The organism is Psychromonas sp. Urea-02u-13, from assembly GCF_002835995.1.
In the GTDB taxonomy this organism is placed as follows: domain Bacteria; phylum Pseudomonadota; class Gammaproteobacteria; order Enterobacterales; family Psychromonadaceae; genus Psychromonas.
Genome location: NZ_PJBZ01000074.1, coordinates 22,799 through 39,492 on the forward strand (window position 1 = coordinate 22,799; position 16,694 = coordinate 39,492).

Consider the following 16,694-nt stretch of genomic DNA (forward strand, 5'->3'; position numbering starts at 1 on the left):
TTTAATTACATATTGTCTTTGTAATGCCAATAAAACCCCATTACCTTTTTCACATATTTTTGTGTCTCAGGGTAAGGGGGGATCTCTCGATTATAACGTCTTACCGCTCCTTCCCCTGCATTGTATGCCGCTAATGCTAAGCGCTTGGTTTTAAACTCTTTGAGTAATTTTTTAAGATAAAGTGCACCCGCATGAATACTTTGCTTAGGGTCAAAGGGATCATCAACACCAAAGCGTTTTGCGGTTACCGGCATCAGTTGCATTAGCCCTTTTGCGCCCGCAGAAGAGACCGCTTTGCGTCTATAACTGGATTCTGCAGTAATAACAGCGTGCAAAAATTCTGGCTCTAATTGGTATTTGTGAGCCGCCTTGACAACAATTGGGTGGTATTTTTGTTGCAAGGTTTTATTACGTGGTACACCTGCCTTGCTATAACTTTTCTCTTTCCAATTTTTAAATGTAGCTGGGGCTTTATTGGTTTCGCTACGCAATAATAGGCGGTAGTTTTCATCAACTTTACGCTCTGCAAAATGCTGATCGCCATTTTTATCAATATAGATATAAATATCCGCCGACACTTTATTGCTCAGCAGAAAACCGACCAGTAAAGCAGGGATTATTTTTACTATTTTATAAAAGTGTAACTTTTTCACCCTATTCAAATTTTGCATCATTTAATCCATGGCTTGAGCGGAGGATTGTGTCTTACTGGTTGTTTTTTCTGTTTGAGAAATCGCTGGTTTATCAATATTCGCTAATTGTTTATCTTTCGGATAAAGGTAGCGCGCATACTCAAGTAACTGCTGTGCTTCTGCTAGCTGGTTATTATGTTTGTAAGCTATATAAAGGATAATATAAAAGAAGGATTTTGGCGTTTTTTCTATCGCTTGTTCTGTCCAATCAACCACAGCTTGAATTTCTTGTTGATTATTATTTTGCACTGCAATCGATAAGCGGAAATAACTAAGATGAAAATCAAAGCGATCTTGAAAAACTAAGGGGTTAACGATATCCAGTAGTAATTTGATATCAGGATTTTTACTGCGTTCATATTCAGTGATTTTAGAGATAGTATAAAGATTAGAAAGCATAAAAATGGTGCAGAAAAGGGGGATTAATAAAGCAAAGACACGTAATGCAAAGGTAGGTCTAAATTGCTGTTGTTCAATTTTTTCTGATTCATTATCAATATAAAAAACTAATACAATCAAAACTAACCAGTGTAGGGCCGAATGATACAACGGATATTCAGTTTGTGTATGTAATGCGATGGGAATAACCAACGCCATCAGCGCGAGTGCATGGGATAATTTAAAGGCTTTTAATAGCAGTAAGAAGTTTACGACTAAGAAGAGTATGGCGAATAATGGCACGACACCACCTTCAACTGCCCAGAAAAGTGTATCATTGTGTGGGTGTGTTAAGTGCAAGCCTGATGCTGGCAGTTCGCCATTTTTAACGCGCTGTGCATGGGTGATAAGGTAGCTTTTTTCAAAACTCCCATATCCATAACCTAATAGCGGTTCTTCTTGAATCATCTCCCAACTATGAGAATACATCTCAACGCGTACACCACCCTCTTTTATATTATCAATATTACGTTTTGCTAAAAAATCATCACCTTTTAGAGAGGCTAAACCGATAGCAACTAATAGTGTTAATACAAAGATAGCAAAACGTTTTTTATGCTGCTCATAGGACCAAGGTGAGAGTAATAATAGCGCTATAATAACGCCTAAATAACCTGTTCGTGAGACTGTAACTGTAATCACCCACATGTTTAACAAGACTGTCATTAACAAGAATATTTGTGTTCTTTTACAGTCTATTTTCTGTAACAGATAACCCGCTAAAATAAGCGTCGTTGCCATGAAAGAAGCTAAAACATTAGGCTGCTGGAAAATACCGTAAGGGCGACCATAACCGATGTTATATCCAAAGATATTATCGGCGGGTAATAGGTAGTCTTGCATTAAGCTATAACAAGCCTGCAAAAAACCTGCTAGTACGATGAGTAATAAAAGGCGTTGAATAAAAGTGGCGCTGAAGCGCATCTGTTGCAAACTAACAAACAGTAAAAAACCGGCGAACAAACCGATTAAACGCGTATAGCTCTGCTCTGCTAAGATATTATTTGAATAAAAAAGAGGGATTAAAAACAATAAAAAAGCGATAAGAAAAACAAGTGTAAAACGGGAATAAAATATTTTTTTTGCTTCTGTAATTTTCCATAAACCGAGACCAATCAAAGCAGAAAAGAATACCCACACTACATTGTTTTGCGCTAATTCTAAGCCACTGCCACCTTGGTTATGTTGAAAGTAGTGTGCACCTAAGCCCATTAAAAGAGCAAATACAATGAGGAAAATGCTATTTAGTTTTTTCTGAATGTCCATCTAGTTTTAAATTCCATTATTATTCTTATTAATCTCAGAGATAATAACTATCTCTGAAATTTTTTATTTACTATTTATTTGAGTGTTTATCTAATAGTGTTTTTAAGAATTGACCCGTGTAACTGCCTTTCACTTTAACCACTTCTTCGGGACGACCCGCGGCAATTATTTCACCGCCACCATTACCACCTTCGGGGCCAAGATCGACAATCCAATCCGCTGTTTTAATAACATCTAAGTTATGTTCGATGATAACAATCGTATTGCCATGATCGCGCAGAGTATGAATGACTTTGAGTAACTGAGCAATATCGTGGAAGTGTAATCCCGTCGTTGGTTCGTCAAGAATATAGAGGGTTTTACCTGTATCACGTTTTGATAATTCTTTTGCTAGCTTAACACGTTGCGCTTCACCACCAGAAAGTGTCGTTGCTGCTTGTCCAAGACGAATATAAGAAAGCCCTACATCCATTAATGTTTTTAATTTCCGTGCGATAACAGGCACCACTTCAAAGAATTTAAAGGCATCTTCAACGGTCATATCGAGCGTTTCATGAATATTTTTTCCTTTATATTTTACTGATAATGTTTCGCGGTTATAACGTTTACCTTTACAGGTATCACAAGGCACATAAACATCAGGCAGGAAGTGCATTTCCACTTTTATCATGCCATCACCTTGACAGGCTTCACAGCGTCCACCTTTGACATTAAAGCTAAAGCGACCAGGTTTGTAGCCGCGCGCACGTGATTCAGGTGTGGCTGCAAACAATTCTCTGATAGGGGTGAAAATACCCGTGTAGGTCGCGGGATTAGATCGTGGTGTACGGCCTATCGGGCTTTGGTTGATATCGACCACTTTGTCTAGGTGAGATAATCCGGCCATTTTTTTATAAGGTGATGCAATATTGGTGGTCGCTTTATTCAGCTTAGTTTGTGCTAACGGGAATAACGTATCGTTGATCAGTGTTGATTTTCCTGATCCTGATACGCCAGTTACACAGGTTAGTACACCGATCGGTATCTCTAAATTAACTGCTTTTAAATTATTACCCGTTGCACCTTCAAGTTTGAGCCATTTGTCGGTTAATTTGGTGCGTTCGCTTGGAATAGCTATGCTTTTACGGCCACTTAAATAATCAGCGGTTAATGAGTTTTTGGCTTTTAAAATTGTTTTGTAATCACCTTGGGCAATAACATGACCACCGTGAATACCAGCACCGGGCCCGATATCAATAATATGGTCCGCTTGACGTATCGCATCTTCATCATGCTCAACCACAATCACTGTATTACCTAGATCACGCAGGTGAGTTAGTGTTTTAAGTAAGCGCTCATTATCGCGCTGATGCAGGCCTATAGAGGGTTCGTCTAAAACATACATAACACCCATTAATCCTGCGCCAATTTGGCTTGCTAGACGAATACGTTGTGCTTCGCCACCTGATAGCGTTTCTGCACTGCGTTCTAAACTTAAGTAATTAAGGCCTACATTGACCAAGAAACTTAATCGCTCGATGATCTCTTTTAAGATCTTCTCTGCTATTTTGGCTTTTTGTCCTTCCAGTTTGATATTTTTGAAGAAAGATTCTGCTTCAACAATCGATAACTGTGAAATGTAAGGTAGATTAACGTCATTAATAAATACGTGACTTGATGATTCTTTAAGGCGTGAGCCGTTACAACTTGTACAAGGTTGGCGGTTCATATATTTTTCAAGGTATTCACGCATGGCACTTGAGTCGGTTTCTTTATAGCGACGCGCGCGATTAGGAATAACCCCTTCAAAGGCATGTGAACGGGTCATGCTATCGCCACGATCATTAAAATAGATAAATGAGATCTTCTCGTTACCACTTCCGTAGAGCACTTGCTTTTGTTGTTTTGCATTCAGCGTTGAAAAGGGAACATCGACAGAAAACCCGTAATGCTCAGCAACAGCAGTAAGTAGTTGGAAGTAATAATTTGATTTTTTACTCCAGCCAGCAATTGCACCATCGGCAAGGCTTAATTTTTTATCGGTGACTGCCAATTTCGGGTCAAAGTATTGTTCAATACCTAAACCATCACAGGTTTCACAAGCGCCTGCGGGGTTATTAAAGGAGAATATACGCGGCTCTAATTCATTGATGCTGTAACCACATTGTGGACAAGAGAAATTGGCAGAGAACAACTGTTCTTGTTGTTTTCCTTCCATAAAAGCAACAACCAGTGAACCATTACTTAAGTTAAGCGTTGTTTCTACGGATTCAGCTAAGCGCTGCTTAATATCATCACGTACTTTGAAACGATCAACCACCACTTCGATAGTATGTTTTTTATGTAGTTCAAGTGTTGGTGGATCGCTTAGGTCGCAAATATCGCCATCAATTCGTGCACGTAAAAAACCTTGGGCAGCCAGACTTTCAAATATTTTAACATGTTCGCCTTTACGCTCTTTTACGATAGGCGCAAGTAGCATCATTTTGCTACCTTCGGGATTTTCTAAAATAGCATCGACCATCTGGCTAACAGTTTGTGCATTCAGTGTGACATCGTGTTCAGGGCAACGTGGGTCACCGATACGCGCAAATAATAAACGCAGGTAATCATAAATCTCTGTGATAGTACCGACGGTTGAGCGTGGGTTATGAGAGGTCGATTTTTGCTCAATAGAGATAGCGGGTGATAACCCTTCAATATGCTCTACATCGGGTTTTTCCATCAGTGATAAAAATTGGCGCGCATAAGCTGAAAGTGATTCAACATAACGACGTTGGCCTTCGGCATATAAGGTATCAAAGGCAAGTGAAGACTTACCCGATCCTGAAAGACCTGTGATAACAACCAACTTGTCTCTTGGAATAGTGAGATCGATATTTTTTAAGTTATGTGTTTTTGCGCCACGAATTTCAATATTGCTCATTTTTATTACCTAATAACACTGTTAATTCACACAGTATACATGAATTACAAGGCTCTGCTCAACGTCTGTTTTTTAACCTCTATTTTAGATATCGCGTTTTATTTTTGATAAAAAACTAATGACATTGGCTTTATGAAGTTATTTCATTTTTCTAGAGTAAGATGGCCTCTAATGGTCAATACTTTTATTACATTGAAAGAGTGTGGGAGAGGAAAAATGGCAGATCCTAATATTAAAGAAACATTAGCGCTGGTTGATAAACTGACGATCACGCTTTATCGCATCGGTATGTTGGTCAGTGGGGTCGCAATGATTGCGCTAGCACTGCAGCAGTTATTTTATCCATTATGGTTTAAGCAAGCACTGATATTGCTTGCGCTAGGTGCGATATTACAGGCGAGTTCACTGCATATTTATAACAAAAATATACGTTGGATTTTAGTGATGGCGAGTTGGTTGGCATGTTGGGTTTTAAGCATTAGTTTTATAATCACTGGACTGTGGGGGGCTTATTTGAGTCTAGGCCTATTTATTATTACTTTCTCTGGCCTTGCCTATAAAGAAAGTTTTTGTTTTTCGTTAACGATTTTAAAAGCGCTTCCTATTTTACTGACTCTTTCATGGTTTCTTATTATTTTCTCATTAAATCAATGGGCCGCTATCAGCTTGTTGTTTTCGGGGGCATTGTATTTGTATATGGCATGGCGAAAAATCAAAATGCCACTTCATTTTGATTTTGGAGATCGCAGTAAATATGAAGTTTAACGTAGATTGTGCTTTAAACCATTGCAGGCATGATCCTTTCAATCTACGTATTTATCGTATTGATATTGGTATTTATGCTATTTGTAACACTGCATTTTTACCGCCATCAGTCATGCCATTATCTACATAGGAATCAGCATCAGTAGGTAATAACATCGTTGTTTGACTATTGTTGTTAGTTGTTTGGAAAATGTATTGGAAACTTTTTGAAGCTTCAGTTGATACATTAACCACTAATTTGAACTTGCCACTTTTCAGTTGCTTTAGTTCAAGCGCTTGCCACTTATTATGTTCTGAAAGTAGGGTGATGCTGGTTACGTTTTCAGCGTCTTTTTTCTCGATTTCAAAGGTGACTTTAACTTCGGGTTTAGATTTTAAGTATTGCTTTTTAATTGTCATTTTTATTGGCTCATAAAGTTGATATCAATGATAACTGTAATTTACTGTAACTAGTGGTTAAATTCTAGCCGTATTTGATGTTTTTATATTATATATCAAATTGCAGATAAATTATTGATTGAGTAAAGTTCTTTTTAAGATAAAAGCCACGGGGCCGTACTTTAATAATATCGCCATTTTTCCCATAGGCATCCGTTAAAACTCGCCCATTAGCCGCCTTCGGGCGAAGTTGTAAAACATCACCATCACGTGCACTAATTGATTCTATCTGCCCGAGCGCGATTTTCTCCATCAGCTCGTTCCAATCGTTCATTAATTGTTGTTCTTGTTGGGCTGAAGCCGACCATAAAAAGCCATTACCAACAATACGATCGGCAAGTGGTACAGATCGTTCTCCTTGTACCGGCACCCATAAAACCTGACTTAGCTTGTTATAAATATTACTATTTTTCCAAGTTAGCCCTGTCGTATTTAAAATAGGTGTTGAGCAAACAAAAGTGGTTTCTAATACTTTCCCTTGTTGGTCAATAGGAATCGTTTTTAGCTCAATACCAAGATGTTTAAAATCTTGCTCGGGTTTACTGCCCGCCGTTGCGCCTAAGTGCCATTCAATCAACTGTCCAACCCAGCCTTTATTGGTGCGTAGATCTTTCGCCATTTCAATACCGGCTGTTTCAGCAAGTTCCTGTAATGAGTGCCCAGCTATGTTTTCACAAAGCTGTAATAACTCACTGTTAGATAAAGGCGTTGGGATCATGGTGTTCTCTTATGTTGTCATGGGTAGTTATTAAGCTTAGTTTAACAATTATTCAAGGTTATTCATCGTTTTATCAAGGTGCTTGCACAGAGTTATCCACTTTTTTTGTGGGTAACTCTGTTTCATTGTATTTAACCAAGAAGCTGAGTCGTAGATCTTCAATATTTTTTAAAAAATGAGACTTTTGTCTAATTATGAAGCAAAAAATAGCAGTGGAATTTGAAATGTTTATTTTTTGAACTACGAAGATATTCACATTAGGGTGTGAGTTATTATTACTGGATCTAAGTACAGTGTTTAATTTAAAGTACAAAATAAATTTATATAACTACATGATAATAATAGAGTTATAGTTGCTTAAACAAAAAAAATAAAGATCTTGCATATTTTTAAAAGGATCTTAATTTATCTAGATAGATCCTTATGCACAAACTTATGCACAGTTTTCGTGGATATCTATACCCACTTTCAATCAATATGCTTTATTCTGTCACTAGCTCGCTTCTTATCGAACGATGGCAAGGCAAGGCGCAACATGATGACAACACTAGTCCTTGTCGAATGTTGCAACGCTGAGTTGCCAAGGTCTTACAAAAAAGGAGCTAGTGACCCGTAGGGCAAGCTGTGAGGAAAACACCTTCGTTGTCTTTCGAAAGGTTAACTTCGTTAACCTTCTATCGACATTGATTAAATATAGCATTTAACAATTTGTTAGGAAATATCGATTGAACAAGTTAGACCTTCAACTCCCTGCCTAGAATCTGTTTACCTCACAACTTGCTGATTTTTGCATCTTGAATGATAGTGGGTATAACACTTTTATGACTATCAATTTGATGGTGCTCGGTTTCTGTGAAAGAATGCGACATTATATTAATATAGCGTGGCATTATTGGGCCCCTATAACCTTACCTAAAAAGAATAAATATAGGGTAATGGTCTAACCTTAAAGGTATTTTTAGTGATAGATACAGACGGCTATCGTCCAAATGTAGGTATCATCATTTGTAATAACAACGGTCAAGTTTTGTGGGCGAAACGATACGGGCAGCACTCCTGGCAATTTCCTCAAGGGGGAATTAAAGAAGGTGAAACACCTGAGCAGGCGATGTATCGAGAGTTATATGAAGAAGTTGGTCTGAAACCCGAACATGTTAAGTTATTAGCAACGAGCCGTTCTTGGTTACGCTATAAATTACCGAAGCGTTTAGTGCGCTGGGATTCTCCTGAACCTGTTTGTATTGGCCAGAAACAACGCTGGTTTTTATTACAATTGATAAGTGATGATACACAAATTGAATTTGAAGCTTGTGGACATCCAGAGTTTGATGATTGGCGTTGGGTGACGTATTGGTATCCAGTACGTCAGGTGGTGTCATTTAAACGGGAAGTCTACCGTAAAGCATTAAAAGAGTTTTCAGCCGTAGCATTTTCATTAATGAAAAGTAATAGTGAGAAAAAAAGAAGCAAGCGTCATCGTCGTTCACCTTACAAGAGTAAGTAAACCCATTTGAGGATTGTGCATGTTAAGTCAATTACGCCAAATTTTGGAACGGGTTGGAGATGCAAAAAACTTAACAATCGCGATGGACACGTTAGTGCAACAAACCAAGCTTGTGATGGAAGTGGATTGTTGCACTATTTATATTACCGATGAAAACACCAGAAAATTAAATTTAATGGCCACTGAAGGGCTGTTAAATAAGAGTAATACGCAACAATATCTCAACTTCGGTGAAGGTATTGTTGGTTTGGTTCACCAAAAAGGAGAACCATTAAACCTCGCTAATATCGCAGAACATCCACACTACAAATACCTCCCAGGCAGCCAAGAACATAGCTTTAATTCATTTTTAGGCACGCCTATTATCCATAAGCGCCAAGTCTTAGGTGTATTAGTCGCCCAACAGAAAAAACCACGCCTTTTTAGCGAGCTTGAAGAATCCTTTTTAGTCACTTTAGCCATGCACTTAGCCAGTGTTTTGGGCAATTCGGGTTTACGTTTACAAATCTCTGATAATTCATTAGCCACTGCGCTTCACTTACAAGGTTGCCCGGCAAGCTCTGGTATCGCGATTGCACCTGCCCATGTTGTGCAGTCTATTTTGACCCTTGATGAAGTAAAAATAGAGAAGAGCCAATCCATTAGTAAAGATATTTTGCTCTTTGAGATGATGGTAAAAAAATGCAGTAACGAATTTTCCAGCATGGCATTAACCCTCAAAGAACAACTGTCCAAAGAAGCCTTTGCTCTTTTTGATATTTACTCACATGTATTAAAAGATAAAACTTTTTTAAACGCTATTCGTGCTCAAATTAATGAGCAACATTTAAGTGCCTCCAGTGCCATTAAGGTGGTTGCTAGCGACTACATTGTGCAATTTGAAGCGATGAGTGATAGCTATTTGAGTGAGCGAGCGTCTGATATTCGTGACGTTGCACAGCGACTTTTATATCACCTAACACAACAGGTTGATGATTATATTGTCTTGCCGGATAAATTTATCTTAATCGCTAATGAAGTTACGTTATCAATGATTGCGAGTGTGCCCAGAGAAAAATTATCTGGCATTGTTTCTATTCATGGTGGCATTAGCTCGCATGTTGCTATTTTGGCGCGTGCATTAGGTGTTCCTGCTGTGATGGGATTGTCACTTTCATTAACGGATTTAAATAAACAGTTAATCATTATTGATGGTTATGCAGGGGCAATGGTGCTTTTTCCTGATGCCTCATTATTAAAACATTACCAGCAATTATTGAACGAAGAAAATGACTTAAAGACGTTAGTGGCATCGGGAGAGCATAAAGAAGCAATCACCCAGGATGGTTTTAAGGTGGATATTCTGCTTAATACTGGGCTTAACGCCAATCAGCATGGCGCCGTTGCTGGGCACTTTGATGGCATCGGTTTATACCGTAGTGAATTACCTTTTATGCTCACCGATACGTTTCCTACTGAGGTAGAGCAGGTGGGGGTTTATCAAACATTATTAGAGCAGTACCAAACGTTACCGGTTACCATGCGCACCCTTGATATTGGTGGCGATAAACAGCTTAGTTACTTTCCGATAATTGAAGATAATCCTTTTTTAGGTTGGCGCGGTATTCGCTTAACGCTGGATCACCCGGAAATATTATTAGTACAGATTCGTGCCATGTTAAAGGCCAATTTACATACGCAAAACCTGCGTATCATGCTGCCTATGATTAGCTCGATTAATGAAGTTGTGGAAGCAAAACTACTGATTCATCAAGCCTGGAATGAAGTTAAGTATGAGCTCATGTTAACGGCTAATGCATTCCCGATGCCCCATATAGGTGTCATGGTTGAAGTGCCTTCTTCGATCTTTATTATTCGTCAACTTGCAGAACAGGTCGACTTTATCTCTATTGGTAGTAACGATCTCATCCAATATTTACTGGCGGTCGATCGCAATAACAGCCGTGTTTCTTCGCTCTTTGATAGTTATCATCCTGCCGTTTTACAGTGTTTAAAAATAATTATAGATAACGCTCGTTGTTATCAGCTCGAGGTGAGTATTTGTGGTGAGCTGGCAGGTGACCCAATCGGAGCAATGATTTTATTAGGTCTGGGTTATAAAAAACTAAGCATGAATGCGAACAATATGGGTAAGGTAAAGTATTTAATTAATGCCGTGCCAAAACATGAATTAGAAAACTGTGTCGAGCTGGCATTGCAAGCAAACAGTGGCGTGGAAATACGCACTATTTTTATCAACTACATGGATAGAAAAGGGCTCGGTGGTTTTATCCGAGCCGGGAAATAACAATAGAAAAAATGTCAGGCTGTTTCTTAATTCTTTCCAAGGCACTGCTTTACCACTTTTAGATGCCGTCGGGCTAAGCAAAAATCGTTTTTATAAATCACGGAAGAGTTAATGAATCGTACGGAACGTTTATTTCAAATAGTTGAAATTCTACGCAGTAGAAAAGTAACCACAGCAGCTTATTTAGCGCAACGATTAGGGTTATCAGTACGCACTATTTATCGTCATGTTAATGATCTTTCACTGTCAGGTATTCCTATTATCAGTGAAGCAGGTGTGGGTTATTGGTTAGACGATAGCTTTGATATGCCACCGTTAATGTTCACCGAAGAGGAAATCTTGGCTTTATCTTTTGGCGCGAAGTTAGTGCAACAGACTGCTGATGATTTTTTAGCGGATGCTGCCAGCTCATTATTAAAAAAGGTACAAGCAAGTTTACCCGCCGAGAAAAAGAAGATCATTAATCAAATTACATTGCATGCCCCCTTTGCGCTTATCGACAAACCACAAAAAAAGAAAATGGCAGTATGTCGTGACGCGATTGATTTGCAAAAAGTGCTGGCCATTAAATACAGCGATGCAAATGAAAATTACAGTGAACGTATTATTTGGCCCTTAGCTTTGGTTTTTTGGGGTAAGGCTTGGACACTTGCTAGTTGGTGTGAAAAGCGCCAAGATTTTCGCGCTTTTCGTTTAGATAGAATGCAACACATCAAAGCAACAGGGCAACTTTTCCAAACCACTGAGTCTATCTGCTTGCAGGTCTTTGTCGATCAACAATCTTCTGATTCTACTTGTTAGTTTTATGCTGTTTTTAGTTTTTCTTAGGGATTATTAACTATTTCTTCAATACGTTGTTGATAATCTAAGATCGTTTGAAACTCTTGAATAACGGCGGTTAGTGCTATTTCCATCTGTTGGTTATTAATGTTTTTTAGTGTGGCGTAGGCAATTAAATCAAAGTAACTAAAGGTATCGCCACAAATGTATTTATTGACTGTGAGGTGATTACTTAAGGCTTTTAAATCTTCTCGGCCCGTGTGTAATACTTGTGTTAATGAAAAACGGCCTATTCCTTGAGCGTAGAGGTTCTTTATTGCGAGCTTACGAGACTGTTTTGCAATAATAGGGCGTAGTGGCCATTTTAGGCCTGAAAAAAAAGCGTCTTCTAATTTTTTCCAGCTATCTTCTGGTACCCAACGATTATAAACAATCACCCAATATAAATGTTGCTCAAGTAATAACTGCCACGCTCTACCCTGTGCCAATTGTGGCGGAGTCAAACCCAATTCAATTTTATAATCTTTAATGAGGCGTTGTAGAATAAACTCAGAATCTCCAATTGTTTCATTTTGATACTCTATAAAAGGCATTTTCTTATAAGGCCCATGCATCGGAAGCGCAGCTTCAATTTTGAAGGGGATTTGATAATACTTGAGAAACAATTCTACTTTTGCACAAAATGGACTGGCATTAATACCATCAAACTCAACAGTGGTTTGCTTTAAAATTAGCATGAACTTTCCTTAGTGGTTGTTTATAAATCATTAGTAAGAACTATAAACCCACTTTATCTGCCCACTACTGACAACAGTGTGTCAGTAGTGGCAAAATTTATTCATCTAAAATATAGGTATAGCGGCCATTGGGTGTTTTTCGAAACTTACCCGTTGATAAGTCTCCGTTATCTAATATGGAATCTAACTGAGCGATATCATCTTCTGATGAAGTGGAACCATCAATCGCAATGCCTGCGTAAGAGTAAATATCGGGTCCTTCCCAATTCCAGTTTCCGCCTAGTGCAGTAGTGTCAGTCCAAGAGCCATTGTTAATGCCAAGGCCTGGGGCATCAAGGGGTAAAATAAGATGGCTATCATTAGGGTAACTGCCATTAAGCGCGCGCCATATATTAAACTCACGGGCAAAATGGCCAAGTTACATAGCCGTTTCTGTTAAGCGCGCTCGCATAACATAGTTTTAGTATGCGGGAATGGCAATTGAGGCGAGTATGCCGATAATCGCAATCACGATTAACAGCTCAATTAAGGTAAACCCGGTTAATTTAGGCTTTACCTTATGAATTTTTTTAAGCTGGGTTTTATTGTTTTTATTGATCGCAGAAAGTATGGTACATACACACCCTCTTTATATTTTTCTATAAAGTGTAGTGCACAGTTATTAAGCGATCAATGTAGAAGATTATCTACCTTGCAGGTGTACAAAGCGCGAGGTTATTATTTAACTCTACCAATAAATCAACACGCTTCAAAATACCAATAAGCTTCTCTTCCTGTAATACAAGAAATACATTTTCGGTGCGTGTTAATGTTTTAATCGCAACTTCTGATAACGCTTCGTCAGCCGTTAAGTTAATAAAGTCTTTTGTCATCACATCATTTACATTCACTGGTTGGTCGCAATGGTAAGCACTATTTAATAACGCTTTTTGGCAATCAATGAGAGATACCATGCCTATCAAGGTATTACTTTTATTGATAACGGGTAACTGTGATTGTTGTGTCTCTATTAAGGTTGCAATTATTTGAGTTAATGGCGTTTGGCATTGCACTGTAATAGGGTGTTTATGCATTATCTGCTGGACTGTTTGTAGTTTCATCATTATTTATCCCTTTTGGCTTTGCTCAGTATGAGTGATGGCTTAATCATATGAGAAAAAGTTACATAGGTAAAAGTGATTGTATTTATCGAACCAATAGGTTTTTGTTATGGATAGTCTGGGAGTGAAGAATTTTTACGATGTAGTTTAATATAAATGTAACTACTCATACCCTGCTAAAACGTGTGCTTTTTATACAAAAACAGACAGTAACTGCTCAGGACTAAGCTATTTATGCTTAGTTCAAGGCGAAAAAGCGCAGTTTAGTCGTTTAAATGAGCATTTTTTAACGATGAAATTGGCTTAAATAGCGACGGCCTGAGTAGTTACATATAAATTAGGCTAATGTAATTAAATTACATATTATGTTTTCTCTTTTCATCTATTTGAACACGCTAACTTCGGAAGTAATATGCCCTTTGAAATTCGTCCTTATCGCGACGCAGATCTGACCTCTATTTACAAAATTTGTATGCAAACGGCTGATGGTGGGAAAGATGCCAGCCACTTATTTACAGAACAGCAGTTAATCGGTGATTTTTATGCTGTGCCTTATGTCATTTTAGAGTCTGACGTTTGTTGGGTGGTAAGCCGTGGCGATGAAGTTTGTGGTTATATTGTAGGCTGTAAATCATCGCAATCTTTTTCTTTGCAGTGTGAAGAACAGTGGTTTCCTACGTTACGGACGAAATATCCATTAGCGAGTAAAAGTATCAGTCCATTAAATGATCGTTTGTTAAGACTTATCCATGATGGTTATCAGCCTCGTCCTGAGTTTGCTAATTACCCTGCACATTTACATATTAACTTATTAGGCAATACCCAAGGTCATGGTTTAGGCGCAAAGCTCATTAACGCCTTTATTGATAACTTAAAAACGCTAACAGTAGCGGGGCTTCATCTTGAGGTATCACGTGATAATGCAGGCGCGATCTCTTTTTATGAAAAAATGGGTTTTGAGGTAATTTGCGAATTTGAACACTCTATCGGTTATGGCATGTGCTTATACCCATGCTAGCTCAAGATGTTTTGTCAGGCACAAGCTCGATAACCAGAGCAAGGCACAACATGAGGTAACCTATCGAACGTTAACTACGTGAACCTTCTAACGGTAGGATTAAAAAAAAGACTTTAATCCATTATTGTTATTCACTTTTCGATTGTTGTAACGCTGGGCTGATTTTCGAGCTTGCGCCCCGTAGGGCAAGGTAACTTGTACTAATCTACGTCGTTATAAAATATCGACTTAGAATGACTAGGCTTCAATTTTATGCCTAGTATATCAGCACAATTTTCCTTGCTGACTTTACATCTTGAGGTAGCATGGGTATATAATCTTGTTTATAAGAGGGTGTGCTTAGAGGCATACCAAGCGCTGATTAAATAAAATCAGCGCTCAGGCATTATTTTTTACTGTCTTTAGTCTCTAGCATGCACTCTTCACTGTCAGCACACATGTAAGCACGACTAGAGCAAAAAGGAGTGAGCGGTAACGCGGAATTAAGCGATTTTTCTTCAAGGGTTATTGGCGCTTGGTTTTCTTCTCCTAAACGTTTCAAAATACGTTGTGCCCAAACCCAAGCAATCACGCCAAATATAACCGACCCTAAAGCTTGTCCTGCAATCACGCCAATCGCACCAAACCATAAACCACCGAAATACACTAAAGGAATAGTACCGATCGTTGCTTTACCAATGTTCATTATCGTTGAGGTTGTTGGATAGCCAAGATTGTTAAAGGCAGCGTTGGAAATAAATAAAATGCCATTAAAGATAAAGCTCATACATAACCAAGTGCAATAAAAGCGAATTAACTCAGCAGCATCACCTTGGGCGCCAAAAACAGTGACTAGATAGTCCTGCAATAGATAAATTAACAATGCCATCAGGGCGACATAACAGCCTGTGAATTGCAGTGCATGTTTTAGGGTTAAACGTACTCTGTCATATAATCCAGCACCAAAATTTTGCCCAATAATAGGGCCTACTGCGCCAGACATCGCAAAAATCATCCCAAAAGCGACGGGAAGCAAGCGTCCTACAACCGCCCAGCCGGCCACGTAACTATCGCCATATGAAGCAATCATCATAGTGACATAGGCATTACCAACGGGGGTGGCGATATTGGTGGTAATCGCGGGAATCGCGACTTTAAATATCTCTTTTTGATCCGCAAGCCAATCTTTATAACGAAAACGTCCGAGTAGCTGGTGGATATTCACAACACCATAAAGTGCAACCCCAGCAACGGCAAAGCGCGCGATAACCGAAGCAATAGCTGCGCCGTGCAAGCCTAATGAAAAGGTAAAGATAAACAGAGGATCTAATATCGCATTAACACCACCACCGGCGAGAGTGGAATACATGGCACGTTTAGCATCTCCTATTGAGCGTAATGCTGCACCGGCGCCCATTGCGATAGATAAAATGGGTAATGAAGGTAATAAAATACGTAAATAATCGACAGCAAGGTCATGTGTTCTGCCTTTAGCGCCAATTAAGCTCACTAATTCAGGTGTATAAAACCATGCAAGTGCAGAGACCAAACTGCTGATAATAAAACCGGTAACAAGAATGTTAATCACTAATCGACGCGCTTTTTCTCTATTTTGTTGGCCAATTGCACGTGAAACTAATGCGCTCATTGAGATTGATAAACCAATGCCAATAGAGGTGGTAAAGAACGCGATAGTGCCGGCGTAACCGACTGCAGCTGCCAGTTCTGTTTCGCCCAATAAACTAATAAAAAAGAGATCCGCGAGATCAACTAGGAAGAGTGCGGTTAAGCCGACCGCATTGGTGGATGACATAATAACGATATGCTGGAAAATATTACCGCTAACAAATTTACCTTTTGCTTTATTGGTCATAAATCAGAAAATTCCATGTGTTAATAGGTGTAAAGGCCATGTGTGAGAATAAACCCAATAGCGTTATCGCTTTGAATGCAGTGATTAAATTATTCTAGTTGAATATGCCATTACATTTTATATTCAATCAACAAAAAGATATTTTATGGGAATACTAATAATAAGATCGCGGTCATAGTGCCCCTATTTGTAAC

At 38.7% G+C, this 16,694-nt stretch carries 13 protein-coding genes and 1 pseudogene; 5 read left to right on the forward strand and 9 right to left on the reverse strand.

Annotated features, from left to right (window positions below; genetic code table 11):
• Nucleotides 1-5: 5 nt before the first annotated feature.
• The 3 genes from CXF74_RS14805 to uvrA form a co-directional block, all read right to left on the reverse strand.
• Nucleotides 6-674: a lytic transglycosylase domain-containing protein gene (locus tag CXF74_RS14805; RefSeq protein ID WP_232772541.1), complete on the reverse strand. Its 669-nt coding sequence runs from the start codon at nucleotides 672-674 to the stop codon at nucleotides 6-8.
• Nucleotides 675-2,396 carry a PglL family O-oligosaccharyltransferase gene (locus CXF74_RS14810; protein ID WP_101083309.1) on the reverse strand — a complete coding sequence of 574 codons (1,722 nt, stop codon included), beginning with the start codon at nucleotides 2,394-2,396 and terminating at the stop codon, nucleotides 675-677. It lies immediately after the preceding gene.
• Nucleotides 2,397-2,466: 70 nt separating this feature from the next.
• Complete coding sequence (uvrA, locus tag CXF74_RS14815) at nucleotides 2,467-5,301, reverse strand: excinuclease ABC subunit UvrA (RefSeq protein ID WP_101083310.1); 2,835 nt, start codon at nucleotides 5,299-5,301, stop codon at nucleotides 2,467-2,469.
• Nucleotides 5,302-5,517: 216 nt separating this feature from the next.
• Here uvrA and CXF74_RS14820 point away from each other — a divergent pair, with 216 nt between their 5' ends.
• Nucleotides 5,518-6,066, forward strand: coding sequence for a DUF2301 domain-containing membrane protein (locus tag CXF74_RS14820; RefSeq protein WP_157822419.1), 549 nt, complete (start codon nucleotides 5,518-5,520; stop codon nucleotides 6,064-6,066).
• Nucleotides 6,067-6,138: 72 nt separating this feature from the next.
• Here CXF74_RS14820 and CXF74_RS14825 read toward each other — a convergent pair whose 3' ends face one another.
• Complete coding sequence (locus CXF74_RS14825) at nucleotides 6,139-6,465, reverse strand: hypothetical protein (protein WP_101083312.1); 327 nt, start codon at nucleotides 6,463-6,465, stop codon at nucleotides 6,139-6,141.
• 88 nt (nucleotides 6,466-6,553) lie between these two features.
• Nucleotides 6,554-7,222, reverse strand: a complete 669-nt coding sequence (gene mutH / locus CXF74_RS14830; RefSeq protein ID WP_101083313.1) for a DNA mismatch repair endonuclease MutH — start codon at nucleotides 7,220-7,222, stop codon at nucleotides 6,554-6,556.
• Between the two features lie 961 nt (nucleotides 7,223-8,183).
• On the opposite strand from mutH, the gene rppH reads away from it, so the two are divergent.
• The 3 genes from rppH to CXF74_RS14845 all read left to right on the forward strand — a co-directional run bounded on the left by rppH (nucleotide 8,184) and on the right by CXF74_RS14845 (nucleotide 11,814).
• Nucleotides 8,184-8,726, forward strand: coding sequence for an RNA pyrophosphohydrolase (rppH, locus tag CXF74_RS14835; protein ID WP_101083314.1), 543 nt, complete (start codon nucleotides 8,184-8,186; stop codon nucleotides 8,724-8,726).
• A gap of 19 nt (nucleotides 8,727-8,745) precedes the next feature.
• Complete coding sequence (gene ptsP, locus CXF74_RS14840) at nucleotides 8,746-11,013, forward strand: phosphoenolpyruvate--protein phosphotransferase (RefSeq protein WP_101083315.1); 2,268 nt, start codon at nucleotides 8,746-8,748, stop codon at nucleotides 11,011-11,013.
• 111 nt (nucleotides 11,014-11,124) lie between these two features.
• Complete coding sequence (locus CXF74_RS14845) at nucleotides 11,125-11,814, forward strand: helix-turn-helix transcriptional regulator (protein WP_101083316.1); 690 nt, start codon at nucleotides 11,125-11,127, stop codon at nucleotides 11,812-11,814.
• A gap of 23 nt (nucleotides 11,815-11,837) precedes the next feature.
• Here CXF74_RS14845 and CXF74_RS14850 read toward each other — a convergent pair whose 3' ends face one another.
• The 3 genes and pseudogenes from CXF74_RS14850 to CXF74_RS14860 form a co-directional block, all read right to left on the reverse strand.
• A complete protein-coding gene (locus CXF74_RS14850; RefSeq protein ID WP_101083317.1) occupies nucleotides 11,838-12,530 on the reverse strand; it encodes a Tom37 metaxin N-terminal-like domain-containing protein in 693 nt (230 codons plus the stop codon).
• Between the two features lie 463 nt (nucleotides 12,531-12,993).
• Nucleotides 12,994-13,095 (reverse strand): annotated as a pseudogene (locus tag CXF74_RS14855) (type IV pilin protein); the annotation flags it as partial.
• A 121-nt stretch (nucleotides 13,096-13,216) separates the two neighbouring features.
• Nucleotides 13,217-13,633 (reverse strand): CBS domain-containing protein, encoded by a 417-nt coding sequence (locus tag CXF74_RS14860; protein WP_101083318.1) that lies wholly within the window; start codon nucleotides 13,631-13,633, stop codon nucleotides 13,217-13,219.
• 409 nt (nucleotides 13,634-14,042) lie between these two features.
• Here CXF74_RS14860 and CXF74_RS14865 point away from each other — a divergent pair, with 409 nt between their 5' ends.
• Complete coding sequence (locus CXF74_RS14865; RefSeq protein WP_101083319.1) at nucleotides 14,043-14,648, forward strand: GNAT family N-acetyltransferase; 606 nt, start codon at nucleotides 14,043-14,045, stop codon at nucleotides 14,646-14,648.
• 385 nt (nucleotides 14,649-15,033) lie between these two features.
• Here CXF74_RS14865 and CXF74_RS14870 read toward each other — a convergent pair whose 3' ends face one another.
• Nucleotides 15,034-16,500, reverse strand: a complete 1,467-nt coding sequence (locus CXF74_RS14870) for an MATE family efflux transporter (protein ID WP_101083320.1) — start codon at nucleotides 16,498-16,500, stop codon at nucleotides 15,034-15,036.
• Nucleotides 16,501-16,694 lie beyond the last annotated feature (194 nt).